This window comes from Halosolutus gelatinilyticus, assembly GCF_023028105.1.
Lineage (GTDB): Archaea > Halobacteriota > Halobacteria > Halobacteriales > Natrialbaceae > Halosolutus > Halosolutus gelatinilyticus.
Window position 1 is genome coordinate 958,392 of the sequence record NZ_CP095491.1, and the last position, 23,668, is coordinate 982,059.

The following is a 23,668-nucleotide window of genomic DNA, read 5'->3' on the forward strand; positions in this document are numbered from 1 at the left end:
ACACCACACTATTAAATGGTTGGGTTGGCCATAGATCCTGCCTAATGATTTCGAACAGGTCACGAACTCGAGCCGTCGATCCGGACGGCGACTGCCCACAGAGCGGGTGACCCGCGGACTTTTTGCTCGTCTCGTGCGTACGTGCGCGCATGAGCGACCTGCGCCTCGACGCGACCCAACTCGATCGCTACTCGAGACACGTGATCATGGACGAGATCGGTCCCGAGGGACAGAAGCGGCTGCTCGACGGGAGCGTCCTCGTCGTTGGCGCGGGCGGGCTGGGATCGCCGGCGATTCAGTATCTCGCGGCGGCCGGCGTCGGCCGACTCGGAATCGTCGACGACGACGACGTCGAACGATCGAACCTCCAGCGACAGATCGTCCACGGCGACAACGACGTCGGCCGTCCCAAGGTCGAGAGCGCGGCCGACTACGCGGCCGGGCTCAATCCCGACATCGACGTCGAGACCTACGAGACGCGCCTCACCGCCGAGAACGTCGGCGATCTGGTCGACGACTACGACGTCGTCCTCGACGCCAGCGACAACTTCGGCACCCGGTACCTGCTCAACGACCACTGCGTGCTCACCGGGACGCCGCTCTCCCACGGTGCGATTTACCGCTTCGAAGGGCAGGTCACGACGTTCACGAACGATCGAGGCGAGGGCGCGGATGAGGATAGCGACGACTCGCGCGAAGGGACCGGTCGAAGTGGGCCCGCCCCGCCCTGCTACCGGTGCGTCTTCCCCGAAGCGCCCGAACCCGGCACCGTCCCCGACTGCGCCACCACGGGCGTCCTCGGCGTCCTTCCCGGAACCGTGGGCTGCATTCAGGCCACCGAGGTGGTGAAGTACCTGCTCGGTAAGGGCGAGTTGCTCGAAGGACGGCTCCTGATGTACGACGCGATGGACATGACCTTCGAGACCGTTCCGGTCCAATCGAACCCGGCGTGTCCGGTCTGCGGCGACGACCCTGAAATCGAGTCCGTCGACGATGCGACCTACGAAGGAACCTGTTCGCTGTCGGCGGATTGATTCACCCGCGGTCATGTTTCGTCCGCTCGTGGTACCACCCGCCGAACGCGTCGAGCGGCAGGATCAGCCACCTGGCGAACGCGACGGCGACGACCGCCAGCGCCGCGAGCACGACGCCGAACGCGAGCGCCTCCATCGCACCCACCGTGTTTCCAAACGCGTTGTAGCCGGCGACGACAGCGCCGAACCCAGAGCGATCCGGCCATACGTTTGGCATCTCTCGGCGGACATTTAGTCCCGCGTTCGAGACGACGAGACTACCCGCGAGCGACGGGACCGCTCCCGAAACGGCTAGCTCCGCAGCAGGCCGCCGTCGATCGGCACCTCGACGCCGTTGACGAAACTGGCGCGCGGGCTCGAGAGGAAGGCGACCACCTCGCCGAGCTCGCGCGGATCGCCGATGCGGTCCATCGGAATCTCGCTCGCCATGTCGGCCAGTCCCTCCTCGTAATCATCATACGTGCCGCGTTCGACGCGAGCCTCGACGAGTTCCTCGATGCGCGCGGTCTCGATCGTCCCCGGCAGCACCGCGTTGGCCCGGATCTCCGGCGCGAACTCGCGGGAGATCGTCTTCACGAGGCCGATCACGCCGCGACGGACGGCGTTCGAGAGCAGGAGTCCGTCCGCTACTTCTCGGACCGTTCGGGACGTGATGCAGGTGATCGTCCCGTACTCGGAGTCGAGCAGGTGCGGGTGGGCCTCCTCGATCGTCCAGACGACGCTCATCACCAGCAGATCGTAGGACTGGTACCAGTCCTGTTCGTCGGTCTCGAGGAACGTCGTGCTCGGCGGCCCTCCCGAGGAGGTGACGACGTGATCGAGGCCGCCGAAGGCGTCGACCGTCTCGTTCACGAGGTGCGAGACGTCGTCGGGATCGGTGAGATCCGTCTGGACGGCGAGCACGTCTCCTTCCGCCGTTTCTTCGAGATCCTCGCGCGCCGCGTCGAGCCGATCGGCGTCGCGCCCGCAGATCGCCACGTTCGCGCCCTCCTCGGCGATCGCCTGCGCGCTCGCGAAGCCGAGACCGCTCGAAGACGCGGTCACCAGCGCACTGTTCCCGTCGAGTTCGAGATCCATACTGGGTTCGAGGAAGGCGGGATACAAATCTCTCGGGGATCGAAGTCGGCGAAGCGATCGTTCCTACGACGATCAGCGGCTCCCGAGGCGGACATTCAGTTTGTGTCGACTGAGAAGTGGAGGCGATCGAGCACAAGCACCGATGGCTTTGTTGAACCCCTCAAGATATTACAACTCTTGGATGCTGATTCAGTGGTGAGCGTTCAGTCGTAAGGCGATATATTCGGCGTCGGGACCCACACCACGGATGGTAGCAGAAACGGGTGTTCGCTGGAAGGGGAGACCAAGGAAGTACAGCCCCGGTTCCTCAGTTACCACACCCTTCTCGTGAATTGGATACCCGTTCTCGTCGAGAGTTAGTCCCGGGAGATCGATCCACTCGAATCCGGGCCGGAATCCCGTTGCCCAGACCACGACATCCACGTCAAGGACCTGACCGTCTTCAAGACGTGGCTTACCGTCTGTCATCCCCTCTGTCCGAGCCACCCGTTCGACACCACTTTGGCGGATGTCTGCTGGCGTAAGACGAATCAGTGGATCTCCTTGTCCCAGACTGCGCTTTTTTATCTTCCGACCGAGCCAGGTATCAACTGTGAATATAGTACCGGATAGCCACCAGAAGAGTCGCGAGTTGAATAACCAACAAGGGATATGACCGGTATCACGACCTGACAGCCACGTGCTACGCCCATCACCAGTTAGCTCAACAGCGATTTCAGCCCCCGAATTCCCGGCACCGACGACGAGGACACTACCAGCAGGAAGCTGGGCAGGATTCTGATAGTCACTTGAGTGGAGCTGAGTAATTGACGGGGTGAGCTCGTCAGCGAATTTGGGAATATACGGACGTTGGAACGGACCTGTTGCCACGACAACGTTGGTTGCAGTCAACCGGTTTGATTCGGTTTGTAGCACGTAGTAATCGTTGTTCCGAATGAGCGCCTTAACTCGCGTATTGAGACGTATTGGGAGGGTGAGTTCGGTAGCGTACGTCTGTAAGTAGTCGGCCATCTCGTCCTTGGTCGGGAAGTAGTCGTCGGATGCGGGGAACGACATCCCCGGTAAACTGCTATTCCGGGCCAAGGTGAACAGACGCAACGAATCCCACCGATTGCGCCACGTATCTCCGATACAATCACTGGCGTCCAGAATGAGGAAGTCACGATCCTGCTCCTCCAAATAGTACCCTATGGATAGACCAGCTTGACCGCCGCCAATCACGACGGTATCGAAATGCAGTTGAGATCTACTAGTCATATACAGTCTTACTCATCCTAATGGAGCAGTTTTATGTATTACTTGGGTGGCTCAAATCCGGCCTTGTTGAAATCCTCAGCCGGTGATAGGACTCACCAGTCGTGCTGAATACGGAGCGCGTATCGGCCACGAAGCAAGTCAGCAATCGTTCAGCGTTGAGGGTGTACTTACCGCCAAGGGCGGCGAGCTTATCACTTATTACGGGGCTCAACAGAGCCGCACCGATCGGGTCGTGATCCACGGCTGTCTCGCGAACGGCGACTCCCGCGACGAACTGTCAGTACGAGATGGTTCGATCGAAGCGGAGACGGAGGACGCGCTCGTCGTGACGATGCAGATAACGCGCAAGGAGACTGACGAACTGGTGCTCACCGCGCCGACGCTTCGTCACTATCGCCTCGTCGTCGACTTCGCGGGCGATCCGCCGCCGAGATGCGAGATCGAGCACCTTGACACCGACGAGAACCGGCAGTACAGGGTGATAAAAGCGTTTCAACCGTCGGACGGGCCGGATATGGTGCGGGTATGAAAATCTTCCGCTGGGACTCACTCCTGCCGACGAACCCGAACCATTCCCTCGGAGGTGACGCCGACGATCAGCGGTTTCGCGACCTGCCGTCCGGAGACGGCGTTCCCGGCGGCGTCGCTGACCACCTTCATCAGGTCCGGCGCGGTGTGATCGACCTTGACGCCGGCCTCGTCGCAGGCCTCGTACACCATCTGCGGCACGTCGTAGAGATCGGTTCCCGCAGGCACGCGAACGCGAACCGGCGCGCGGAGCGCCTCCGCGAAGGCGACCGTCTCCTTCGCTTTCGCCAGGTTCTCGCGCGCGCTGGCCTCGATCGAGGAGACGTTCGCGCGCGAGGTCCCCAGCTCCGCGGCGATCTCAGCCTGCGAGACGTCGCGCTCGCGGAGGGCGAGCACTTGGGCCTGTCGGTGGGTCAACGCGCTCGTTTCGGGATCGAACCCGATGTCGTCGAGCAACGCCTCGACCTCCTCGATCACGGCGATCGCCTCCGGGAACCTCGCACGCTCATGCGTCATTCTACACGACGCCGACGTGATAGCTTCCACGGTCCGCCGAATCCGAGCGCCGGCCGAGGCGAGCGATCGTCGAACGGCGCTTTCCGGCGTTGAGGTCTCAGGTCTCGGGGACGGCGAGAGTCCGTTCAGTACTCCAGCTCCCAGCGGTCGTCGCCCAGCGCCGCCAGTCCGTCGCTCACGCCGTCGGCGAGTCGATACTCGTCACCCTCGCGGACGACGGTGCCGGCCCGTTCGAGGTGCTCCAGGTGGGCGTAGGACTCGCCGGGGCCGTGGAGGATGTGGATCCCGTCGAGATCGCCGAACAGATCGGCGCTGACGGTCCAGGTGTCGCAGGGCCCGAGTCGATCGAGCGCCGCGAGCACGCGATAGGCCCGTTCCTCGTGGTGGTCGATGATGTACGCGGCCCGATCGGCCGGATCGTCGATCGGGTCCCGGTGGCCAGGCCACGCCCGGCGGTAGTCCGCGTCGACGATCCCCTGGAGGGTGCGGAGATACTTCACCAGCGGATTGTCGACCCGGACGTCGGCGCCACCGACGTTCGGCGTGTACACCGGGAGCAGGGCGTCGCCGGTGAACGCCGCCGATTGCCCGTCGAGTTCGGTTTCGAAGATGCAGAGACCGGCCGCGTGGCCGGGGGCGTGGACCACCCGTAGATCGTGACCCGCGACCGAAAACGTCTCGCCGTCCTCGATCGGCGTTACGGTCGGAAGCGCGCCCGTCGCCTCGGCGTCGACCTGCCGCTCTCTGAGAATCGCCCGTCCGTCCTCGGGGATCCCCCACCGCTCGAAGTACGACTCGTGTAACTCGCGGAGGTCGGCCCACGCGTCCTCGTCGCCGGCGACGAGCGGCGCGTCCCGCTCGTGGACGTGGACCTCGGCCCCGCTTTCGGCCTGGATCTCGCCGGCCAGTCCGGCGTGATCGTGGTGCCAGTGCGTGAGAAAGATCCGATCGACGTCGGCGAAGGCGAACCTGCGTTCCGCGAACGCGGCTTCGAGTTGCTCGCGCGTCGTCGCCGTCCAGTCGCCGGTGTCGATCAGCACCGTCTCCTCGCCGTCCGAGAAGAGGTACGCATTATTGTCGCCCTCGAACGCGGCATTCGACAGCGGAATCCGTTCCATACCGCCCGTGGCGCGGGCACCGAGAAAATCCTTGTGCGTTCAGCGTCGCGTTCGAATAGCGCCTCGATCGGTCCAGAGCGAGAAAAACACCAAGAACCCCCGAAACTCGCCGACTCCCAGACCTCGACTGGATTCCGGCAGTGACGGTCGCGGTGGCGCTCACGGCTTCGTGGAATCAGTTCGAGACGTTTCGACCCGAGTATCCACGAGACGACCGCGATCGGTGCGACGATCGGACGCGAACCAGTGCCAACACGAACGATCGCCGAACGTCGCCCGATCCACCGGTCGGCCGGCGGATTACGGGTGTCGCGACTGGCACGTGCGTCTTGGCGGTCCGAAAATCCGCTCCGCCGACCGTCGGTCGGTGACTGTCCACTCCCCGCGTGGGACCTACGAGCCCCAGAAGTTCTCCCGGCTTCCGAGCCGTTCTCGGTGGGGCCTCCGCTTGCTATCAGTATCGTCCGCGTCCTCCGTCTCATCCGTCGCTGTAGACTCGTCGCCGTCGTCCGCGTCGTCTTCGTCCTCCTCATCTAGCGGCAGCATCTCGAGTTCCTCCGCTCGCGCGTGGTTGTTGTGAACCCGCGTGATTTCGACGCGAGCGCGCGCTTCCGGCAGGACGCCGTCGACGAGCACGATGAACCCGTCTTCGGTGCGACCGACGCCGGCGCCGCTCTCGTGCATGTCGACGACGTCGATGATGACCTCTTCACCCGCCTTGACCGGCTGGGTTTTCAGATCGTCGATCGGCTGGCTGTAGTGATTGCACCACTCTTTGCCACCCCGATCGCCGTAGTGTGCACATCCCATTCCCGAGATTCGCTCTGAGAAACTCGGGCAATCGTCGGCAAGTGGACAGTCTGCCATGGCGGTTACTACCGGTGGCGTCGTTAAACCGTTTCCGTCTCGGAGAGAGAGTCGGGAAGATCACAAAACGCTGGTAGTTTTTGTCCCGGTTATATTTATGCACGTAACCTATAATGGGACTATTCAAAAACTATGGTAGATAAACCCGAGCTACACCATAAATCGTTTCGAAAAGGTTTACGGGGCGGGCGTTGACGTAATCGACGATGAAAATCCTCGTTACGGTCAAAGAAGTCGCGACCGTCGAAGACGAGTTCGAAATCGAGGGGACCGAGATCGCGGATCGGTATCTCGGCGCCGATCTCAACGAATGGGACGATTACGCGATCGAAGAGGCCGTCCAGCTCCAGGAAGCGGGCATCGCGGACGAGGTCGTCGCCGTGACGATCGGCCCCGAAGACTGCGAACAGACGATCCGGCAGGCGCTCGCGAAGGGAGCCGATCGCGCCGTTCGCGTCTGGGACGACGCCCTGGAGGAGGTCGACCTGCTCGACGTCGGCGCGAAAACGGAAATCCTGCGAGCCGTCGTCGAGGAGGAGACCCCGGACCTCGTGCTCACGGGCGTCCAGTCCGGCGACGACAGCTGGATGGCGACCGGCGTTTCGCTCGCCGAAGAACTCGGCTACGAGTGGGGAGCCGTCGTCAATCACCTCGAACACGACTTCGACGACGGCGTCGCCTCGGTACGCCGAGAACTCGAGGGCGGCGTCGAGGAGCTCACCGAGATCGAACTCCCCGCCGCGTTGACGATCCAGACCGGGATCAACGAGCCGCGCTACGCGAGCCTGCGGGGCATCCGACAGGCCCAACGGAAGGAACTCGCCGTTCGGAGCCTCGCCGAGCTCGGCGTCGACGAGAGCGCCGTCGAGAGCGAGGTGCGGCTGACCGACATGTACGAACCCGAAAGCGAGAGCGATGCGACCGTCTGGGAAGGAAGCGCAGACGAGACGGCCACACAGCTGGGTGAGCTGCTTCGCGAGAAGGGGGTGGCACAATGACGAACGTCCTCGCGGTCGCGGACCACCGCCGCGGCGACCTGCGCGACGTCAGCTACGAGATCATCACCGCCGGCCGCCAGCTGGCGGACGAAACCGGGGGCGACCTCCACCTCGCCGTCGTCAGCGGCACCGTCGACGACTTCGCCGAGAAACTCGATCGCGAGGGCGTCGACGTCATTCACACCGTCGATCACGGTGAGGAGTTCAACCACGACATCTACGCCCAGGCGACCATCCAGCTGTACGACGACGTCGCTCCGCAGTACGTGGTGACGCCCAACAGCGTCAACGGGCTCGACTACGCGCCGGCGGTGGCGGCCCGACTCGACCTGCCGATCGTCACCGACGCCGTCGCGCTGGACGCCGACGGCGATACGCTGACCGCGACCCGCGAGATGTACGGCGGGAAGGTCGAAACCACCACCGAACTCGACGGGCCGGCGGTCATCTCGATCCGCGAAGGGGAGTGGCCCGCCGCCGAAGGGACCGGCGACGCGACGATCGGGGCCTTCGCTGCCGAGATCGACGAAAGCGAGGTCGGTTCGACCGTGACCGGCTTCGAGGAAGTCGGCGGCGGCGACGTCGACATCAGCGAGGCCGACCTGCTCGTCTCCGTCGGACGGGGTATCGAAGAGGAGGAAAACCTCGAACTCATCCGGGACCTCGCCGACGCGCTCGGCGCGACGGTCTCCTCCTCGCGTCCGATCGTCGACAACGGCTGGCTGCCAAAGAACCGACAGGTCGGCCAGTCCGGAAAGGTCGTCACGCCCGACGTCTACATCGCGATCGGCATCTCGGGGGCGGTCCAGCACGTCGCCGGCATGAAGGGCTCGGACACGATCGTCGCGATCAACACCGACCCCAACGCGCCGATCATGGACATCGCCGACTACGCGATCGTCGACGACCTCTTCGACGTGGTTCCGGCGTTGATCGAAGAATTCCAGTAAGTACGCGGTTTGGAGCGAGCGCGGTTCGGAGCGAACGAAGTGGGCGAGAACCGAGATTACGCGAACGGGGAACGGAGTGACCCGTGAGCGAACGAAGTGAGCGAGAACCGGGGCGATCTGTAATCGGAACGATCGGGAACCGCGATACGCGAGCGGTATCGATCCGATCGGCGCGGTTCTCTTCCGATCGGACCGCGCCGCGCTCGGGGACACCGACTTCTGAACGGACGACGACGACGTCGAGCATCCGTGAACACGGCGGAGAGCAGGTCCGCGGATGGAGAGGGACGGCCGGTGGGTCAGGTCGAGATTAGTCGATCGGCGACGATCCGAAACGCCCGATTGCTAGTGAATCTATCACCAAGTCGAAGGACTCGATCTCGAGCGATCCGTCCCACAATGAGTATCGTATTCTCCAGAATTATCGAATGACAGAGTGCATCTATCGATGTAAATTGCGAATGTCTAATACATTCTGAAGAGAGTTTCCCACACATCTATATACTATCGATCAGATACGAAATCTATGTCGTTTCGTCCGAATCGGCGGGAGTTACTGACAGCCGCTGGCGTTGGGGGATGCAGCGCCCTCGCGGGCTGTCTCGGAACTCTCTCCGATCTTGATGTTCGTGATGTCGACGACGGAGACGTCGGTGGTACCGATCGAACGCTCAAACTGGGCGTCATGCAACCGATCACCGGCAACCTCGGTTCGGTTGGTGCACCGATCCGGGACGCCGCGATACTCCCGGTCGAGCAAGTCCAAGGCGAGATCGATCTCGAGATCGACTACGAGGTCGCGGACACCGCGACCTCGCCGGCGGCGGGCGTCAAGGGTGCGGCCGCCCTCGTCAAAGCCGGGTATCCGATGGTCAACGGGCCCTCGGCCTCCGACGTGACGCTCCAGGCGACCCAGCAGGTGCTCATTCCCCACCGGGTCGTCAGCTGCTCGCCGGCCTCGACGTCGCCGACGATCACGGCGCTGAACGACGCCGGCCTCGTCTTCCGGACGGCGCTGTCGGACTCGCTCCAGGCGGTCATCCTCGCCGAGCAGGCCGCGACCGATCTCGGGCACGATACCGCGGCCACGATGTACGTGAACAACGACTACGGCTGGCAGTTGAGTCAGGCGTTTTCGCAGTCGTTCCGAACCGCCCACGCCGGGACGGTGTCGGCGCAGGTTCCGCTGGACGAGGAAAGCGACTCCTACGCCGCGGAAATCGACGAAGCTCTGGCGGACGATCCGGGGCTGGTGGTCGTGATCGGCTACCCCGACACGGGCACGCAGCTGTTCTCCGACATGGGAACGAAGATGGACGAGGTGGACATCCTCGTCACCGACGGCCTTCGCGACGGCGGGCTCCACGAGGAGGTCGAGTACCCGATCGACGGCATCCGCGGGACGGCGCCGCTGGTCGGCGGCCCCGGCGAGCAGTTCTTCTCCGAGCACTACCGGAAGACGTACGGCAACGATCCGGGGATCTTCACGGCTCACGCGTACGATTCGACGGCCGTGCTCCTGCTCGCCAACGCGTACGCCGGACAGAACGACGGGACGGCGATCAGGAACGCCATGCAAGCGGTTACGAACGGACCCGGCGAGGTGGTCGAACCGAAGACGCTCGCCGACGGGATCGAACGCGCGGCACAGGGTGAAAACGTCGAATATCGGGGCGCCTCGAGCCCGCTGTCGTTCGACGAGAACGGCGACGTGACGGACGCGACCTTCGAGTACTGGGAGTTCGATCAGAATGCAGACGGTGGAATTACTGAGATTGACAGGGTGAGTACGTAATGTCTCCACTCGCAAAACTGGTGCCGTCGTTCGTCAGGCGGCGATACCTCGCGAAGTTCGTGATCTCGATCCTGGCGGTCGTCGTGGTCATCGGCGCCGTCGGCACGGTCAGTTACGCACAGATCGACCGGACGGTTCGCACCGATTCGAACGAACAACTCGAGTCGACCGCCGAGCTCCAGGCGGACGGGATCGGCGACTGGGTCGAATCGATGCGGGTCCAGACGCGGTCGGCGTCGGCCTCGCCGGTGTTACAGGAGGGCGATCCGCAGGAAGTCCAGGGCGAGATCGTCGAGGCGCAGGCGCGCATGTCCGTCGACGTGCGGGCGATCCACTACGTGGACACCGAGAACCGCGAAGTCGTCACGAGCACGGACGAGCAACTCCGCGGCGCGTCGTTCGCCACCATCGACGACCCGTGGACGAACACCAACTTCGCGAGCGAGCTCGCGTTCGACGGCGCGGTCTGGAACTCCGAACGGGCCTACAATTCGCCGTCGCTCGGCGACCAGGTGATGGCCTTCGCCAGCCCGGTTACCGAACGCGACGATCGCGTCGTCGTCGTCATCGGCACGCTCGAGTACCGCGTCCAGCAACTCCAGCAGGAGGGCGCGGCGTCGTCGACGGCGATCGTCGACGCCAACGGAGCGCCGATTCTGCAGCCCGTAAACGCGCCGATCAAACGGACCTCGATCGACGAAGGGGCGCTCGAGGACGCCCTCGGCGGTCGACTGACCCGCGTCAACGACGGGGATCACGTTCGAGCGTACGTTCCGGTCGGCAACACGCAGTGGGTCGCCGTCACGAGCGTCCCGACCGACCAGGCCTACGGCGTCGCAAACGACGTCGGCACCAACGTCGCGATGATGGTGCTCGTGAGTCTGGTCGCACTCGGGCTCGTCGGCGTCGTGCTGGGACGGCAGACGGTCATCCCGTTGGCCGAGTTGCGCGATCGGACGGAAACGATGGAGGCGGGGGACCTCGACGTCGACCTCGAGACCTCCCGGACCGACGAGATCGGGCGGTTGTACAACGGCTTCGACAGCATGCGCACCTCGCTGCGGAATCAGATCGAAGAGGCCGAGGCCGCGCGCGAGGACGCCGAGCAGGCGCGGGCTGAAACCGAGGCGATCAACCGCCACCTCGAGGCGAAAGCCGACGAATACCGCGACGTGATGGAACAGTGTGCGGCCGGAGACCTGACTCAGCGGCTCGACCCCGAAAGCGAGAGCGAGGCGATGTCCGACATCGCCCACTCGTTCAACTCGATGGTCGACGAGCTCGAGGAAACGACCGCGAGCGTCAAGAGCTTCGCCAACGAGGTCGCGGTGGCGAGCGAAGAGGTGACGACGAGCGCCGAGGAGGTCCGCTCGGCGTCCGAGCAGGTGACCGAGTCCGTCCAGGAGATCTCCGACGGCGCGGACGAGCAGAACCAGCACCTGCAGGCGGTCGCAAACGAGATGGGGGGCCTCTCGACGACAACCGAGCAGATCGCGGCCTCCTCGAACGAGGTCGCCGACCTGGCTGAGCGGACGGCCGAAACGGGCCGGCTCGGCCGCCAGGCGGCACAGGAGGCGATCGACGGGATGCACGAGATCGAATCCGAGTCGGTCGAAGCGGTCGAGGCGATCGAGGCGCTCGAGGCGGAGATGGAACAGATCGACGAACTGGTCGAGTTCATCTCCGACGTCGCACAGCAGACGAACATGCTCGCGCTGAACGCCAACATCGAGGCCTCTCGCGGCGGCGCCGGTGACGACGGCGGGAACGGGTTCGCTGTCGTCGCCTCGCAGGTCAAAGAGCTCGCGGCGGACACGCGGGAAACCGCCGAAGACATCGAGAAGCGACTCGAACAGATCAACGAGCGGACCGATCACACGGCGACGGAGGTTCAGAAGACCGCCGATCGCATCTCGACGCACGTCGACTCCGTCGAGAACGCCGCGGCGGCGCTCGACGAGATCGCGGAGTACGCCAACCAGACCAACGACGGCGTTCAGGAGATCTCCGCGGCCAGCGAAGAGCAGGCGGCGTCGACGCAGGAGGTCGTCGCGATGACGTCGGCGGCGACCGACATCTCCGAGACGACGGCCCAGGAGGCCCAACACGTTGCGGCCGCCGCGGAGGAACAGACGTCGGCGCTCGCCGAGGTGTCCGACAGCGCGAACTCGCTTGCCGGGCAGGCGGCCCAGCTGAGCGAGGCGCTCGATCGGTTCGAGACCGACCAGCAGGCGCAGTCCTGGGCGTCCGACGCCGACACCGAACTGACCTTCGACGAGGGCGGGGCGGCCGCCGAGCCCCTCGACGGAGTCGAAACGGAGCGGCCGCCGAGCGACGAACCGGCCATCGGAGACGACGAGGACGGCACCGCGACGGAGGCCGAAACCGAGACGTCGGACGCCGCGGAGAGCGACGATCCGTTCACGTTCGATCAGGTAGACGAGTCGTAGGTTCGGCGGAACCGTCACGTACTTTTTATCCCCGTTCTAAACGCTGCCAATGGAACTTCTGGAGCGCCGTCGGGCGCTGATCGAGGAGCGTCTCGTCGAGGTCGTCGACGGGGTCGAACCCGAGACGCTCAGCGATGAAGTTCGCCACGTGACGCTCTCGGGGGGCAAGCGAGTCCGGCCGATGGTGACGATCCTCGCCTGCGAAACCGTCGGGGGAACGGCCGAGGACGCGGTGGATTTCGGCGTCGGGATCGAACTCGTCCACAACGCGTCGCTGGTCGTCGACGACATCATCGATCGCTCCGAACTGCGCCGCGGGACGACCAGCGCCTGGGCCGAGTTCGGCTACGGGCCGGCGATCATCACCAGCGACGGGCTGCTCGGCGAAGCGTTCGCGCTGTTCTCGTCGGATCCGAACGCGACGCAGGTCGTCGCCGAGTCGATGGTCGAACTCGGCGTCGGCGAAGCGACCGAACTGTCGGCCAAGCCGACCAACGAGGAGGAGTACATGACCCTCGCCAGGCGCAAGACCGGCGCGCTGTTTCGGGCCGCGGCCGAACTCGGCGCGATCGCCGCGGACTCGGACCCGTTCACCGTCGAAGCGCTTGGCGAGTACGCCGAACGGATGGGGATCGCCTTCCAGATCAGAGACGACGTCCTGGACGCGGTCGCCGATCCGCGCGAACTCGGCAAACCGACCGGCCACGACGCCGCGCTCGAACGACCGTCGGTCGTCCAGGTGACGGACCTCACGCCCGAGGAGGCGAACCAGCGCGCCCGATCGGAAGCCGATCGAGCCATCGACGCCCTCGATCGGGTCGAAGTCGTCGATCGGCAGGCCAAGGACTACCTGCGCGAGCTGGCGGAGTTCGTCGTCGAGCGGGAACGCTGACAGCGGCCGGGCCCCTCGCGCTCACCGAGACGTTCCGTCGGGTTTCGGATTCGTCTCCGAGAACCGCGATTCGGCGACGGCGAGCGTGAGCGTGCTCACGATACCGAGCAGCGTCCCCGCCGTAAGCGCCGCCGCGAGGTAGGTGATTCCCACCTCGTCGAGGAGGAAGTACGCGCTCACCGCGTGAAGGACGACCGCGATCGCGAGCACGTAAAACGGCGCGTTGAGGTACCGCCACTCCAGCGTCCCCGCGATGTACTCGTCGGTAATCTGGCCGAGGCTGGTGGTGATCCCGGCGGCGGCGAACCAGTGGATCGAACCGTAGACGAGCGCCGCGAGCTGGACGAGGACGCCGACCTCGCCGTCGGTCGACGCCGTGACGCCGTCGAGCGTGTTCACGCCGCTGACTCCGCCGACGACGAGCAGGGCGGTGGCGACGACGTACGCCAGCAGCGTCGTCCGGCCGGCGTACAGCGATCGGCGACCCCACTCGACGGCCGCGTCGAGTCGTTCGCCGAGACCGAGTCCCCGCGAGATGAGGTAGAGTCCGAGCAGGGCCGACGTCGTGCCGAGGAAAAAGCCCGGCATTTCGAGCAAGGTGCCGATCAACGCGAGCGGATAGATCAACAGGAGGATGCCGAGCGGGATGAGCACCGTCCCTCGCGTCTCGGGGTCGTTCAGGACCTGTTTGAACGTGTAGTACATCGACTCCAGATTCTGGGCCTGCCTGACGACGACCCGTCGAACACCGTCGATCGGAACCCGAGACCGGATGATCGGAATGACGGACTCGTCCTGTGCGCCGTCGGTGACCACGAGCGCGGTGACGTCCTCGGCCGTCGAGAGGCTCGCGAGAACGGTGTCGACTTCGTCACCGACCTCCCGGTTCGCCTGCACGTCACCCTGATCGTTGCCGGTGACGACCGCGACCTCGACGCTCTCGTCGCGCTCGTCCAGGTCGTCGTAGATGTGCAACCCCTGGAAGATGACGTTCCCGTCGGAGTCCTCCGGGTCCGCGGTCGCGAGCGCGACGGCCGCCTCCTCGACGGGATCGCGGCCGATAACCGGCGTCGAAAAGCCGGTCTTTCGACCGAGGTCGTCGTCGAGGTCGACACAGAGGACCAACAGCATCGATCGAACCTTCGACCGCGGGGTATTTCCATCTTCTGGAGACGACAGAATCGCTCGCCGTCGAGGCGGCGAGCGACCCGGTCTGTGAACGGCTATCGAGGCGCGAGACCGGCAGTCGCGTTTCGCACGGCTTTTGAGGCTCGGACGGCTATCTCGCATCGAATGATCTCGAAGGGCTGTGAGCAGTGCGCGAAAGGCGGCAAGATGGTGCTGTTCGTCTACGGCTACTGCGACCAGCGCGACTGCTTTTACTGCCCGCTCGGCGAGAACCGCAAGAACGTCACCGACGTCTACGCCAACGAGCGCCTCGTCGAGAGCGACGACGACGTCATCACCGAGGCCGAGCGGATGGACGCCCTCGGCACGTCGATCACCGGCGGCGAGCCCCAGGAGGCGCTCGATCGGACCTGCCACTACCTCTCGCTGCTGAAAGACGAGTTCGGCGAAGACCACCACACCCACCTCTACACGGGGATCACGGGCGGCCGCGAGAACATGCGCCGCCTCTCGGAGGCGGGACTCGACGAGATCCGCTTTCACCCGCCGCTCGAACTGTGGGGCGACCTCCACGGCACCGAATGGGAGGAGATCCTCTACGTCGCCCGCGAGGAGGGGCTCACCCCCGCGTTCGAGATCCCCGGCATCCGCGCCGAAGAGGAGTTCCTCGAGTTCTTGGACGAGGGCGCGGCCGACTTCTGTAACGTCAACGAGTTCGAGATGTCCCAGGGGAACTACCGTCGGATGCAAGAGCAGGGGTTCGAACTCAAGGAGGGCCACATGAGCGCCGTCGACGGCGATCGCGAGGAGATCCTCGACGTGATGGGCGACCACGAGCGCGTCTACTTCTGTACCTCCGTGTTCAAGGACGCCGCCCAGCACCGTCGCCGTCTCAAGCGCATGGCCCGCAACGTCCGCCGGGAGTTCGATGACGTTACCGACGACGGCACCCTCGTCTACGGAAAAACGTACGCCGATCCGGAACGGCTCGCGGAACTCGGCGTCCCCGAGGAGTTCTACACCGTCAAGACCAACCACGTCGAGGTCGCCTGGTGGCTCCTGGAGGAGATGATCGAGGAGGGAGATATCGACGACGGAGAAATCGTCGAGCAGTATCCGACGTACGACGGGCAGGTCGTCGAGCGGACGCCGCTGGTGTGACGCGCTCGTACCGCGAGCGAGCAACGCGAACGAAACGGCATCACCCGCGGGCGTCACGGAATGAAACGTATGAAACGATCCAAAACGGGGCCGTCGAGGATCGACGAGCGGCTTCGAGGCGTGTCGGAATCGGATCGCGGCGTCCGGTGAACGCGATGAAAGATACTCGACGATCGACGGAGTCCGGACCCGCGGCCGACGGGCACCGTCCGGATTGGAGACCTGATAACGATCGTTGCGAGACCGGAAACAGTGCGTCGACGGCCGTTTCGGCGCCGCGTCATCCGGCGGCGATCGTGGAGCGACGCTTATCGAGTCTGTAGTAATGAGGTCCCGTCCGGAACGAGCGGCTACAGATGCAATTCCGAACCGTCGCCGCCGTCGCGGTGGCACTGCTCGTGATCACCTCGGGGTGCAGCGCCTTGGGGGGATCGCAGGCGGACGACCCGTCGAACGAAACCGAAACGGATTCGGACGAACTCGCGAACGCTGACGACGAGGCGGACGCCAACGAATCCGCAGCCGAAGACGGCGCCGCAACCGATAACGGAAGCGACGCTGACGCCGACGATCCGGGCTCCGAGGGCGGCAATGAGTCCGAGAACGAGACGCAAACGGAGCCCGAGGACGACACGGCGGACGCGGCGTGGTACCCGCCGGAGGAACCGAACCGTCCGCTGGAAGACAAGCGGGAGGACCGGATCGAGAGCGTCGAATTCGTCGACAAGGAGCCGGCGGCGGACGGCGAAGGGTACTCGAACTTCAACCTCGAGGTCGTCGCCAACACCAGCATGAAGAACGTCGATCCGCCGGAACACGGCAATGTGATCGGCGAGCCGTACTTCTTCGTCAAGATCAACGAGGGGCCGGGTAACCGAAAGATCATCGAGCGCACGGGACACGTCCGGATGGCGGAGAACGGCACGTTTCACATCGACGTTCGACCCGCCGGGATCGAAGAGTTTGGCGACGGCCCGCTGACCGTCGAGGTATTCCTGATGGACGAGGACAAAGACTGGGACGACATCTACGATTCCGTGGGGACGAAAATCCACTTCAACCCGGACGCCGACTCAGAACAGAACGCCGACGGTGACGACTCGAAAACCAACGATTCGGAGACGAACGAGACCTGACGTCGCCCGATCGATCGAACCGCGAGGACTCGTGGCGGTCAGTCGACTTCGGTCGGATCGACTTCGGGAAGCGTGATCAGGTTCTCGCGGCCGATCCGCAGCTTTTCGATCTCGCCGTCGTCGTCCATCTTCGAGAGCAGTTGGGAGACCTTGGCGTTCGACCAGCCGGTCTCCTTGACGATCGTCGCCTGTTTCATCCGGCCGCCGTTGTGTTCGAGCAGCCGGTGGACGCGTTCCTCGTCGCTCAGCAGTTCGGGATCGACCTCCTCCTCCTCCTCGAACTCGAGGCGCGTTCCGGACTCGATCGTGAGATCGTCGTCGGACACCGCCGGGGCGGGGCTCGCATGATCCGAACCGCCATCGGTGCCGGCGGCAGCCGCGCCGGTGCCATCCTGATCGTGTTCCGCGAAGCGCCGCGATCGAAACCGACGCAACCGGTTCAGGAGGAGATCTGCCGGCGGCGAATCGGCGGTCGATCGTCGTCGCGCGAAGAGGTAGCTGACTGCCCCGACCGCGAAGACGAGGGCGACGAGGGCGGCGATCGACCAGTTCGGTATTCCGGAAACGGGGGGCGGCGAGGGAGACGCACTCCGGACGAAAACGATCTCGATTTCGTCCTCGCTGAACTGGTAGGGGCCGTCCCACTTGAGCGTGGTCGCCGTCTCAAGGGCGTAGCCGGACGGATATTCGATGACCAGGCGCTGATCGTCGGTCAACGAGAGCCAACTGTCATCGTCGCTCCGGAAGGCGTCACCGAAGTAGATCCGATCGTCGTCGACCTCCGCGAAGTTCGTCCAGGTAAACGAATAGGAGATGATCCCGACACGGAGGTCGGAGTCGGTTTCCTCGTCAGTTCCTTCGATGCCCGCCTCTTCAGGCGAAACGATACGCGGTTCATCCCAACTGGCGTTTTCGAGTGCCATTTCGCGTCCGGTTTCTTGCTGTGCGGCCCGTCGAAACGTTTCGAACTGCTGCAGATCGAACGGAACGTCCCGTTTCCCGTTGCGAACCTCGTTGGCGTAGTCGGTAAAGGCGTCCTCTTCGTCGTCATTGCGCAGGAGGAACCGACTCTCGATCGACCACGTCGCGTCGCCGTTCTCGGCGACGGAGATCCGGATCACCTGTTTCGGCTCGGCAGCGTCGGGTGACGACTGTGCGGTCGCGAGATCTGGAGTAGCAGCGGAGGGCTGTGAGATCGTCGCGGTAGACGGTTCTGCTATCGACCGATCGCCGTCCTCCATCCTCGCGTGCTCGGGCGCGAGCTGCGATGATGCTGGCGCGGCGACCACCGCCCCGACGAAAGACGTCGTGAGGAGGGCTGCGAGGGCGAGTGTAACAGCGGTGGATACCCGCATACGTACCAACAGGATGGTAGCCCGGGGGAAAAAACACTTTCCATCGGAAAATAAAACGTTACCGCGGAATTCGAAGGGTTTTCGGCTGACAGACGCCGATTCGAGCGTCTGTGAAGTGAAACGAAACGAGCAGAAGTCGGAGTAAAACGTCGTGAATATTGCAATATAGTAGTGCGACCAGTTTTTGTATCAGGAGTTCATACGGTGGATCGATGAACAACGCGACTCCCGCCCTCCTCGCGTTACTTCTCGTCTGCTCGCTCGTCGCGATTCCGGTCGCGGCGGGCCCCGGAGACGGGGCGTATCAGGTGCAGCCGGTCATCGAGAATCGAACGACGGACGATTCCGCAGTTCAAGAGATTCCCAACCGCCTTTCGCTCGTTGATAGCGAGAACACGAGCCATGAACGCGCGACATACGGAAACGACCTCGGGGCGCTCATGGCGAGTCACGACGTAGAACTGCGGACCGATCACGCGCGGTACGTTCACCTTGACCGGGAGTTCGCGGACGCGAACACCGACGAGCGACGGAAGATGGTCGAGAGCGTGCGCGGGCAGATTCAAGAGCGGATCAAGGAACTCAAGAGTCGAGAAAAGCGAGCCGTGAAAGCACACGCCAGCGGCAGCCTGTCGACGGCCGAACTGCTGCAGGTGCTCCTGCAAAATCACAGGGACGCCGCGACCCTCTCGGACGCACTCGACGAGCTCGAGGAGCAGGCAAATCGCATCCCGGGGTACTCGTTATCGGCCGATGCCAATCAGACACTGCTCGAGATGCACCGGACGCCGGTTCGATCGCATCTGGAATCGGCCGCGCGCGGTCAGTCCGACGACGCCAGGATCGTCGTCGAAACGTCAAGCGATGGGTACGTCCTCTCGTACCTCGGAAGCGACTACGTCCGAGAGGTGACCCGGTTCGACAATCGCCGGGTCCCGAACCACGTCAGCCAGTTCGACGATGTCACGGACGCACTCGAATACACCAAAGAGCAGTACCCGCGGGTGTACGAAGACAGTCCGCCGGTGAGCGCAGCCGGACGCGGGTCGATAAACCTCTACCAGATCCAGACCACGCACAACCAGGGTCGACTCGAGGTATTTCTCGACGGCGGCACGGGGAGCGTCTACCGCGAAGTACAGGTGTTGCGCCCCGGACGACTGCCGACCGAAACCCAGACGGTCTGGTCCGAAAACGGGCTCAATCTGACGGTCAACGAGACGCCGCTGGACGGGCCGGTCGAGGTAACCGTCGTCGACGCCGACACCGGCGAACCGGTGCAGGCGACCGTCACCGTCGACGGATTCGAAATCGGCACAACCCGCGCCGACGGAACGCTCCGGTTCGTTCCCACCGCGGGCAAGTACCAGCTGACGGTCGAGACGGACTCCGGTAGCATCGAGGTTCCGGTCCCGGATTACTGACGGAGGCGAATTTTCGCCGGATAGCCGGGAGACGGAAGCGGCGGATTCGATCGGCCGACCCTTTATATCGGAACGAGCGGCCAACACCGTGCGTGAGCGGTATCGGGACGACGCCGACGGATAACGAGGACGGACCGCGAGGGACCAGTCCGATCGTCGGCCTCATCGCAGTACTCGCGGTGACCGTCTGCCTGGGCGCTATCATCGCCGTCGGCGTCGGATCGTGGTCGATCGAATCGGGGGCGCCGATGGCGACGTTCGACCTCACCGTCGACGGCGACCGATCGGCGATCACGATCGAACACGTCGCCGGCGACCCGATCGACGTCGAGGCGCTCTCGGTCGTCATCACCGTCGACGGGACCGAACTGGCGAACCAGCCGCCGGTCCCGTTCGTCGGCGCGAACGGGTTCGACGGAGCGCCCCGCGGCCCTTTCAACGCGGCGAGCGATTCGACGTGGGAGGCCGGCGAGCGGGCCGGCGTGACGGTCGCCGAGACGAACGCGCCGGAAATCGAGACGGGAAACGCGATTGCGGTCACGCTCAGCGTCGACGGGCGGCCGGCGGCTTCGCTCGAGGCGACCGCGGACTGAGGATCGACGCTCGACGGCGGACGAGGACGTCACTCCGATTCCGGGGCGCGGGCGATCGTCGTGATCGCGACGTCGGGATCGTACGACGGCCCCTGGAACATGTGTTTGACGTCCTCGAAGCCGGCCGTCTTGAACATCCGATCGGCCTCGTACTCGTCGTAAAAGAGCATTATCGAGTCGGCGAGTTTCTGCGCGAGGTAACTGTCGGGGTAGTTCGGCCCGACCACGAGCACTTGCCCGCCGGGTTTGAGCACGCGGCGGAACTCCCGCAACGCGAGAATCGGGGTCGGCCAGTACTCGATCGATCCGGAGGACCAGACGACGTCGAACGTGTTCGTCGCGAACGGGAGCCGCTCGGCGTCGCCGCGGTGGAAGTGCACCGGCGGGCCGCGCTTCCCGAACTTCGAGTAGGCCTTCTCGAGTTGGTGTTCGCTCTGGTCGATCGCGTACACCTCGTCGACGCGTTCGAGCAGTCCCTCGGTCGCGAACCCGGTACCACAGCCGACGTCGAGCACCGTCATGTCCGTCTCGAGGTCGAGCAGGGCGAGCGCGTCGGCGCGCATCTCCTCGGTCCAGATGAAGGGGTTGACCTGGTCGTAGACCTTCGAGAGGTACTTGTAGAACAGTCGGGCCCGAGCCTTGTGCTCCAGAATTCCCATTGGACGTGAGTTTCGACTGAACCGGGATATGTCTGCTGTTATCGGCGGCGCACCGACGGCGGGTAATCGGCGAATACCGTCTTCTGGAGCGTCGATCGCCGAGACACTTTCGCAACTACCATATACGCGCTCTAGCAAACTTCGACTGCTTAGAGTATGCCGAGGCCAGAGGTTCTTGAACGACTACAGTCGGTGGAAGAGGAGGCCGACGAGATCGTCGCATTGGCGGAGAACGACCGCGACGAGCGAATCGCCGAGGCCCGGAAACGCGCCGAGGAAATTCGCACGGAAGCGGAACAGGAGGCCCGAGATCTCACGGAACGCCGCCTCGAGGAGGCGCGCGAGGAGATCGACGAGGAGTGTGAACGCGTCCTCGAGCAGGGCGAACAGGAGCGCGAGGCGCTCGCCGAGCGCGCCCAAGACCGGGTCGACGAGGTGACGGAGTACGTCGTCGAACTGTTCCAGGAGGACGTCCATGCTCAGACCTGAACGAATGAGCAAGGTCTCGGTGACCGGCTCCAAGGGCGTGATGCCCGCGGTCATCGAGACGATCCACGACCTGAACCTGGTGCACCTGTCCGACTACGACGGCACCTGGGAGGGGTTCGACAACGGCAACCCGATCGAGGGCGCCGAGAACGCCTCCGAGAAGCTGGTGACCGTCCGGGCGCTCGAGAGTACGCTCGATCTCTCCGAAGACGACACGGCGCCGGGAACGATCGGCGACGACTGGGAGGAGCGACTCGAGGAGATCCGGACGCGCGTCAACGAGCTCGACGACGACCGAAGCGCGATCCGCGAACAGCTGCGCCAGGTCCGAGAGCGGATCGATCGCGTCGCCCCGTTCGCGGAGCTCGGGATCGATCTCGACCTGCTGTCGGGGTACGACTCGGTCGAAGTGCTCGTCGGCGAGGGGCCGCTCGGAGCGGTCGAAGACGCCCTCGAAGCGTCGGACGACATCCGCGCCTTCGAGACCTTTACCGGGGGCGACGTCGTGGCGATCGTGGCCGCGCCCGCCGAGAGCGCCGAAGCGGGCGTCATCGACGATGCGCTCGTCGGCGTCGAGTTCACGCGTCACCAGGTTCCCGACACCGAGAAGAGCCCGAAAGCGTACGTGGACGAACTCGAGTCGCGAAAGCGCGAGCTCGAGTCGTCGCTCGACGAGATCGACGCGGAACTCGAACAGATCAAGGGCACGGAGGGATCGTTCCTCCTGCGAGTCGAGGAGGAACTGACGATCGAGGTCCAGCGCGCGGAAGCGCCGCTGCAGTTCGCGACGACGAACCGGGCGTTCATCGCCGAGGGTTGGATTCCGTCCGACGACTACGACGCGCTCGTCTCGTCGCTGAACGACGCCGTCGGTGACAGCGTCGAGATCGAAGAACTGGAGCGGGCGGACTACGATCGCCACGGCGTACACAGCCACACCGAGGATATCCAGAAGGGCGCCCCGTCGGCGGCCGAAGAGGACGAGAGCGCCGCTGAAGCCGACGAGGAGCCGGAGAAAGCCGTCACGGACGGCGGGTCCGTGGTGACGATGGGCGACGAGCCGCCCACGGTCCAGGACAACCCCGGGTCGATGAAGCCGTTCGAACTGCTGGTCAAGGCCGTCAGCCGACCGAAGTACAGCGAACTGGATCCGACGATCTTCCTGTTCCTGACGTTTCCGGCGTTCTTCGGCTTCATGATCGGCGACGTCGGGTACGGGATCATGTACATGGCCGTCGGTTACTACATGGCTTCTCGATTCGACAGCGAAGGGATCGCCAGCCTCGGCGGCGTGGCCATCTGGGCCGGCGCGTTCACGGTCCTGTTCGGGATGATCTACGGCGAGATCTTCGGGTTGCACGTGCTCGGCGAAGTGCTGTGGCACGACCTGTTCCACGTCGACCTGCTCCCGCTCAACAAGGGGCTGGAGCCGGCGGCCGGCGACTTCGCGCTCGGCTGGATGGTCATCAGCGTGTTGGCCGGGATCGTCCACCTCAACATCGGGTACATCGTGGACTTCTACGAGAACCTGAGCCACGGTGTCAAAGACGCCATCACGCACAGCGGCTCGTGGATCCTGATGTTAAACGGGATCTGGATCTGGATCTTCTCGGAACACGCCAAGGGCCAGAAGCCGGAGTTCCTCTTCAGGACCTTCGGATCCGACGGGCCGTTCCCGATCGGATTCAACGGGTTCCCCGAGATGGGGCTGTTCACGTTCCCCGACGTGATCCCGCTACTCGGTGGATCGCTGTTCACGCTCCCGCTGCTGGTCGCACTGGTCGGGCTCGTGTTGCTCGCGATCGGGGACGCCGTGGAGGTCGTCGAGGCGCTCGACGTCGTCGTCAACGTCTTCTCGTACACCCGGATGGCGGCGGTGTTGCTCGCGAAGGCCGGGATGGCCTTCGTGGTCAACCTGCTGTTCTTCGGAGCGTACGAGGACCCCCACGGCGAGTTCCACTTCCTCCGGAACCACGAGCCGAGCTACGTCGCCGAACACTACGGCGGCGAAGCCACCGTCGTCTTCGACGGGCTCATGCATTCGGGTACCGCGGCCCTGTTGGGCGGCATCGTCATCCTCATCGTCGGGCACCTCTTGGTGCTAGTGCTTGGCGTGACAAGCGCCGGCTTACAGGCTGTGCGTCTCGAATACGTCGAGTTCTTTGGGAAGTTTTATGAAGGCGGTGGAGAGAACTACGAACCGTTCGGACACGATCGAAATCACTCAGAGGACTAAATAAC

At 64.2% G+C, this 23,668-nt stretch carries 22 protein-coding genes; 13 read left to right on the forward strand and 9 right to left on the reverse strand.

The window, feature by feature from the left end; all coding sequences use genetic code 11:
- The first annotated feature begins 149 nt into the window (after nt 1-149).
- The gene (locus MUH00_RS04875) at nt 150-1,034 is read left to right on the forward strand and encodes a HesA/MoeB/ThiF family protein (protein ID WP_247002642.1); all 885 of its coding nucleotides are present in this window, start codon (nt 150-152) and stop codon (nt 1,032-1,034) included.
- 1 nt (nt 1,035) lies between these two features.
- Here the strand turns inward: MUH00_RS04875 and MUH00_RS04880 are convergent, their stop codons facing one another.
- From MUH00_RS04880 to MUH00_RS04890, 3 genes are all read right to left on the reverse strand, one after another.
- A complete protein-coding gene (locus tag MUH00_RS04880; protein WP_247002643.1) occupies nt 1,036-1,251 on the reverse strand; it encodes a hypothetical protein in 216 nt (71 codons plus the stop codon).
- A 74-nt stretch (nt 1,252-1,325) separates the two neighbouring features.
- Nucleotides 1,326-2,111 carry an SDR family oxidoreductase gene (locus tag MUH00_RS04885; protein ID WP_247002644.1) on the reverse strand — a complete coding sequence of 262 codons (786 nt, stop codon included), beginning with the start codon at nt 2,109-2,111 and terminating at the stop codon, nt 1,326-1,328.
- 189 nt (nt 2,112-2,300) lie between these two features.
- The gene (locus tag MUH00_RS04890; RefSeq protein ID WP_247002645.1) at nt 2,301-3,368 is read right to left on the reverse strand and encodes a flavin-containing monooxygenase; all 1,068 of its coding nucleotides are present in this window, start codon (nt 3,366-3,368) and stop codon (nt 2,301-2,303) included.
- A 232-nt stretch (nt 3,369-3,600) separates the two neighbouring features.
- Here MUH00_RS04890 and MUH00_RS04895 point away from each other — a divergent pair, with 232 nt between their 5' ends.
- Nucleotides 3,601-3,897 (forward strand): hypothetical protein, encoded by a 297-nt coding sequence (locus tag MUH00_RS04895; RefSeq protein ID WP_247002646.1) that lies wholly within the window; start codon nt 3,601-3,603, stop codon nt 3,895-3,897.
- A 17-nt stretch (nt 3,898-3,914) separates the two neighbouring features.
- Here MUH00_RS04895 and MUH00_RS04900 read toward each other — a convergent pair whose 3' ends face one another.
- The 3 genes from MUH00_RS04900 to MUH00_RS04910 all read right to left on the reverse strand — a co-directional run bounded on the left by MUH00_RS04900 (nt 3,915) and on the right by MUH00_RS04910 (nt 6,397).
- A complete protein-coding gene (locus MUH00_RS04900; RefSeq protein WP_247004081.1) occupies nt 3,915-4,373 on the reverse strand; it encodes a Tfx family DNA-binding protein in 459 nt (152 codons plus the stop codon).
- 164 nt (nt 4,374-4,537) lie between these two features.
- A complete protein-coding gene (locus tag MUH00_RS04905; RefSeq protein ID WP_247002647.1) occupies nt 4,538-5,530 on the reverse strand; it encodes an MBL fold metallo-hydrolase in 993 nt (330 codons plus the stop codon).
- Nucleotides 5,531-5,923: 393 nt separating this feature from the next.
- Nucleotides 5,924-6,397, reverse strand: coding sequence for a TRAM domain-containing protein (locus MUH00_RS04910; protein ID WP_247002648.1), 474 nt, complete (start codon nt 6,395-6,397; stop codon nt 5,924-5,926).
- 206 nt (nt 6,398-6,603) lie between these two features.
- Between MUH00_RS04910 and MUH00_RS04915 the strand changes: the two genes are divergently transcribed.
- The 5 genes from MUH00_RS04915 to MUH00_RS04935 all read left to right on the forward strand — a co-directional run bounded on the left by MUH00_RS04915 (nt 6,604) and on the right by MUH00_RS04935 (nt 13,482).
- The gene (locus MUH00_RS04915) at nt 6,604-7,395 is read left to right on the forward strand and encodes an electron transfer flavoprotein subunit beta/FixA family protein (RefSeq protein WP_247002649.1); all 792 of its coding nucleotides are present in this window, start codon (nt 6,604-6,606) and stop codon (nt 7,393-7,395) included.
- Nucleotides 7,392-8,345, forward strand: a complete 954-nt coding sequence (locus MUH00_RS04920) for an electron transfer flavoprotein subunit alpha/FixB family protein (RefSeq protein WP_247002650.1) — start codon at nt 7,392-7,394, stop codon at nt 8,343-8,345. The genes MUH00_RS04915 and MUH00_RS04920 overlap by 4 nt, the downstream gene beginning before the upstream one ends.
- Before the next feature lie 526 nt (nt 8,346-8,871).
- A complete protein-coding gene (locus MUH00_RS04925) occupies nt 8,872-10,140 on the forward strand; it encodes an ABC transporter substrate-binding protein (RefSeq protein WP_247002651.1) in 1,269 nt (422 codons plus the stop codon).
- Nucleotides 10,140-12,590 carry a methyl-accepting chemotaxis protein gene (locus tag MUH00_RS04930; RefSeq protein ID WP_247002652.1) on the forward strand — a complete coding sequence of 817 codons (2,451 nt, stop codon included), beginning with the start codon at nt 10,140-10,142 and terminating at the stop codon, nt 12,588-12,590. Before MUH00_RS04925 ends, MUH00_RS04930 begins: the two co-directional genes overlap by 1 nt.
- Before the next feature lie 49 nt (nt 12,591-12,639).
- Entirely contained in the window at nt 12,640-13,482 is an 843-nt protein-coding gene (locus tag MUH00_RS04935) for a polyprenyl synthetase family protein (RefSeq protein ID WP_247002653.1), read from the forward strand.
- Between the two features lie 21 nt (nt 13,483-13,503).
- On the opposite strand, the gene MUH00_RS04940 is transcribed toward MUH00_RS04935, so the two are convergent.
- Nucleotides 13,504-14,613: a DUF373 family protein gene (locus MUH00_RS04940; protein WP_247002654.1), complete on the reverse strand. Its 1,110-nt coding sequence runs from the start codon at nt 14,611-14,613 to the stop codon at nt 13,504-13,506.
- 162 nt (nt 14,614-14,775) lie between these two features.
- Between MUH00_RS04940 and MUH00_RS04945 the strand changes: the two genes are divergently transcribed.
- Complete coding sequence (locus tag MUH00_RS04945) at nt 14,776-15,771, forward strand: radical SAM protein (RefSeq protein WP_247002655.1); 996 nt, start codon at nt 14,776-14,778, stop codon at nt 15,769-15,771.
- A gap of 356 nt (nt 15,772-16,127) precedes the next feature.
- Nucleotides 16,128-16,907 (forward strand): prolipoprotein diacylglyceryl transferase, encoded by a 780-nt coding sequence (locus tag MUH00_RS04950; RefSeq protein ID WP_247002656.1) that lies wholly within the window; start codon nt 16,128-16,130, stop codon nt 16,905-16,907.
- Nucleotides 16,908-16,945: 38 nt separating this feature from the next.
- Here the strand turns inward: MUH00_RS04950 and MUH00_RS04955 are convergent, their stop codons facing one another.
- Nucleotides 16,946-18,262 (reverse strand): helix-turn-helix transcriptional regulator, encoded by a 1,317-nt coding sequence (locus MUH00_RS04955; protein ID WP_247002657.1) that lies wholly within the window; start codon nt 18,260-18,262, stop codon nt 16,946-16,948.
- A gap of 212 nt (nt 18,263-18,474) precedes the next feature.
- Between MUH00_RS04955 and MUH00_RS04960 the strand changes: the two genes are divergently transcribed.
- The gene (locus MUH00_RS04960; RefSeq protein WP_247002658.1) at nt 18,475-19,686 is read left to right on the forward strand and encodes a DUF7096 domain-containing protein; all 1,212 of its coding nucleotides are present in this window, start codon (nt 18,475-18,477) and stop codon (nt 19,684-19,686) included.
- A gap of 92 nt (nt 19,687-19,778) precedes the next feature.
- On the forward strand, nt 19,779-20,279 hold the full coding sequence (locus MUH00_RS04965) for a type IV pilin N-terminal domain-containing protein (RefSeq protein WP_247002659.1): 501 nt from the start codon (nt 19,779-19,781) through the stop codon (nt 20,277-20,279).
- 29 nt (nt 20,280-20,308) lie between these two features.
- Here the strand turns inward: MUH00_RS04965 and MUH00_RS04970 are convergent, their stop codons facing one another.
- Complete coding sequence (locus MUH00_RS04970) at nt 20,309-20,938, reverse strand: methyltransferase domain-containing protein (protein ID WP_247002660.1); 630 nt, start codon at nt 20,936-20,938, stop codon at nt 20,309-20,311.
- A gap of 156 nt (nt 20,939-21,094) precedes the next feature.
- On the opposite strand from MUH00_RS04970, the gene ahaH reads away from it, so the two are divergent.
- On the forward strand, nt 21,095-21,427 hold the full coding sequence (gene ahaH / locus MUH00_RS04975; RefSeq protein ID WP_247002661.1) for an ATP synthase archaeal subunit H: 333 nt from the start codon (nt 21,095-21,097) through the stop codon (nt 21,425-21,427).
- Nucleotides 21,414-23,663: a V-type ATP synthase subunit I gene (locus tag MUH00_RS04980; protein WP_247002663.1), complete on the forward strand. Its 2,250-nt coding sequence runs from the start codon at nt 21,414-21,416 to the stop codon at nt 23,661-23,663. The genes ahaH and MUH00_RS04980 overlap by 14 nt, the downstream gene beginning before the upstream one ends.
- Nucleotides 23,664-23,668 lie beyond the last annotated feature (5 nt).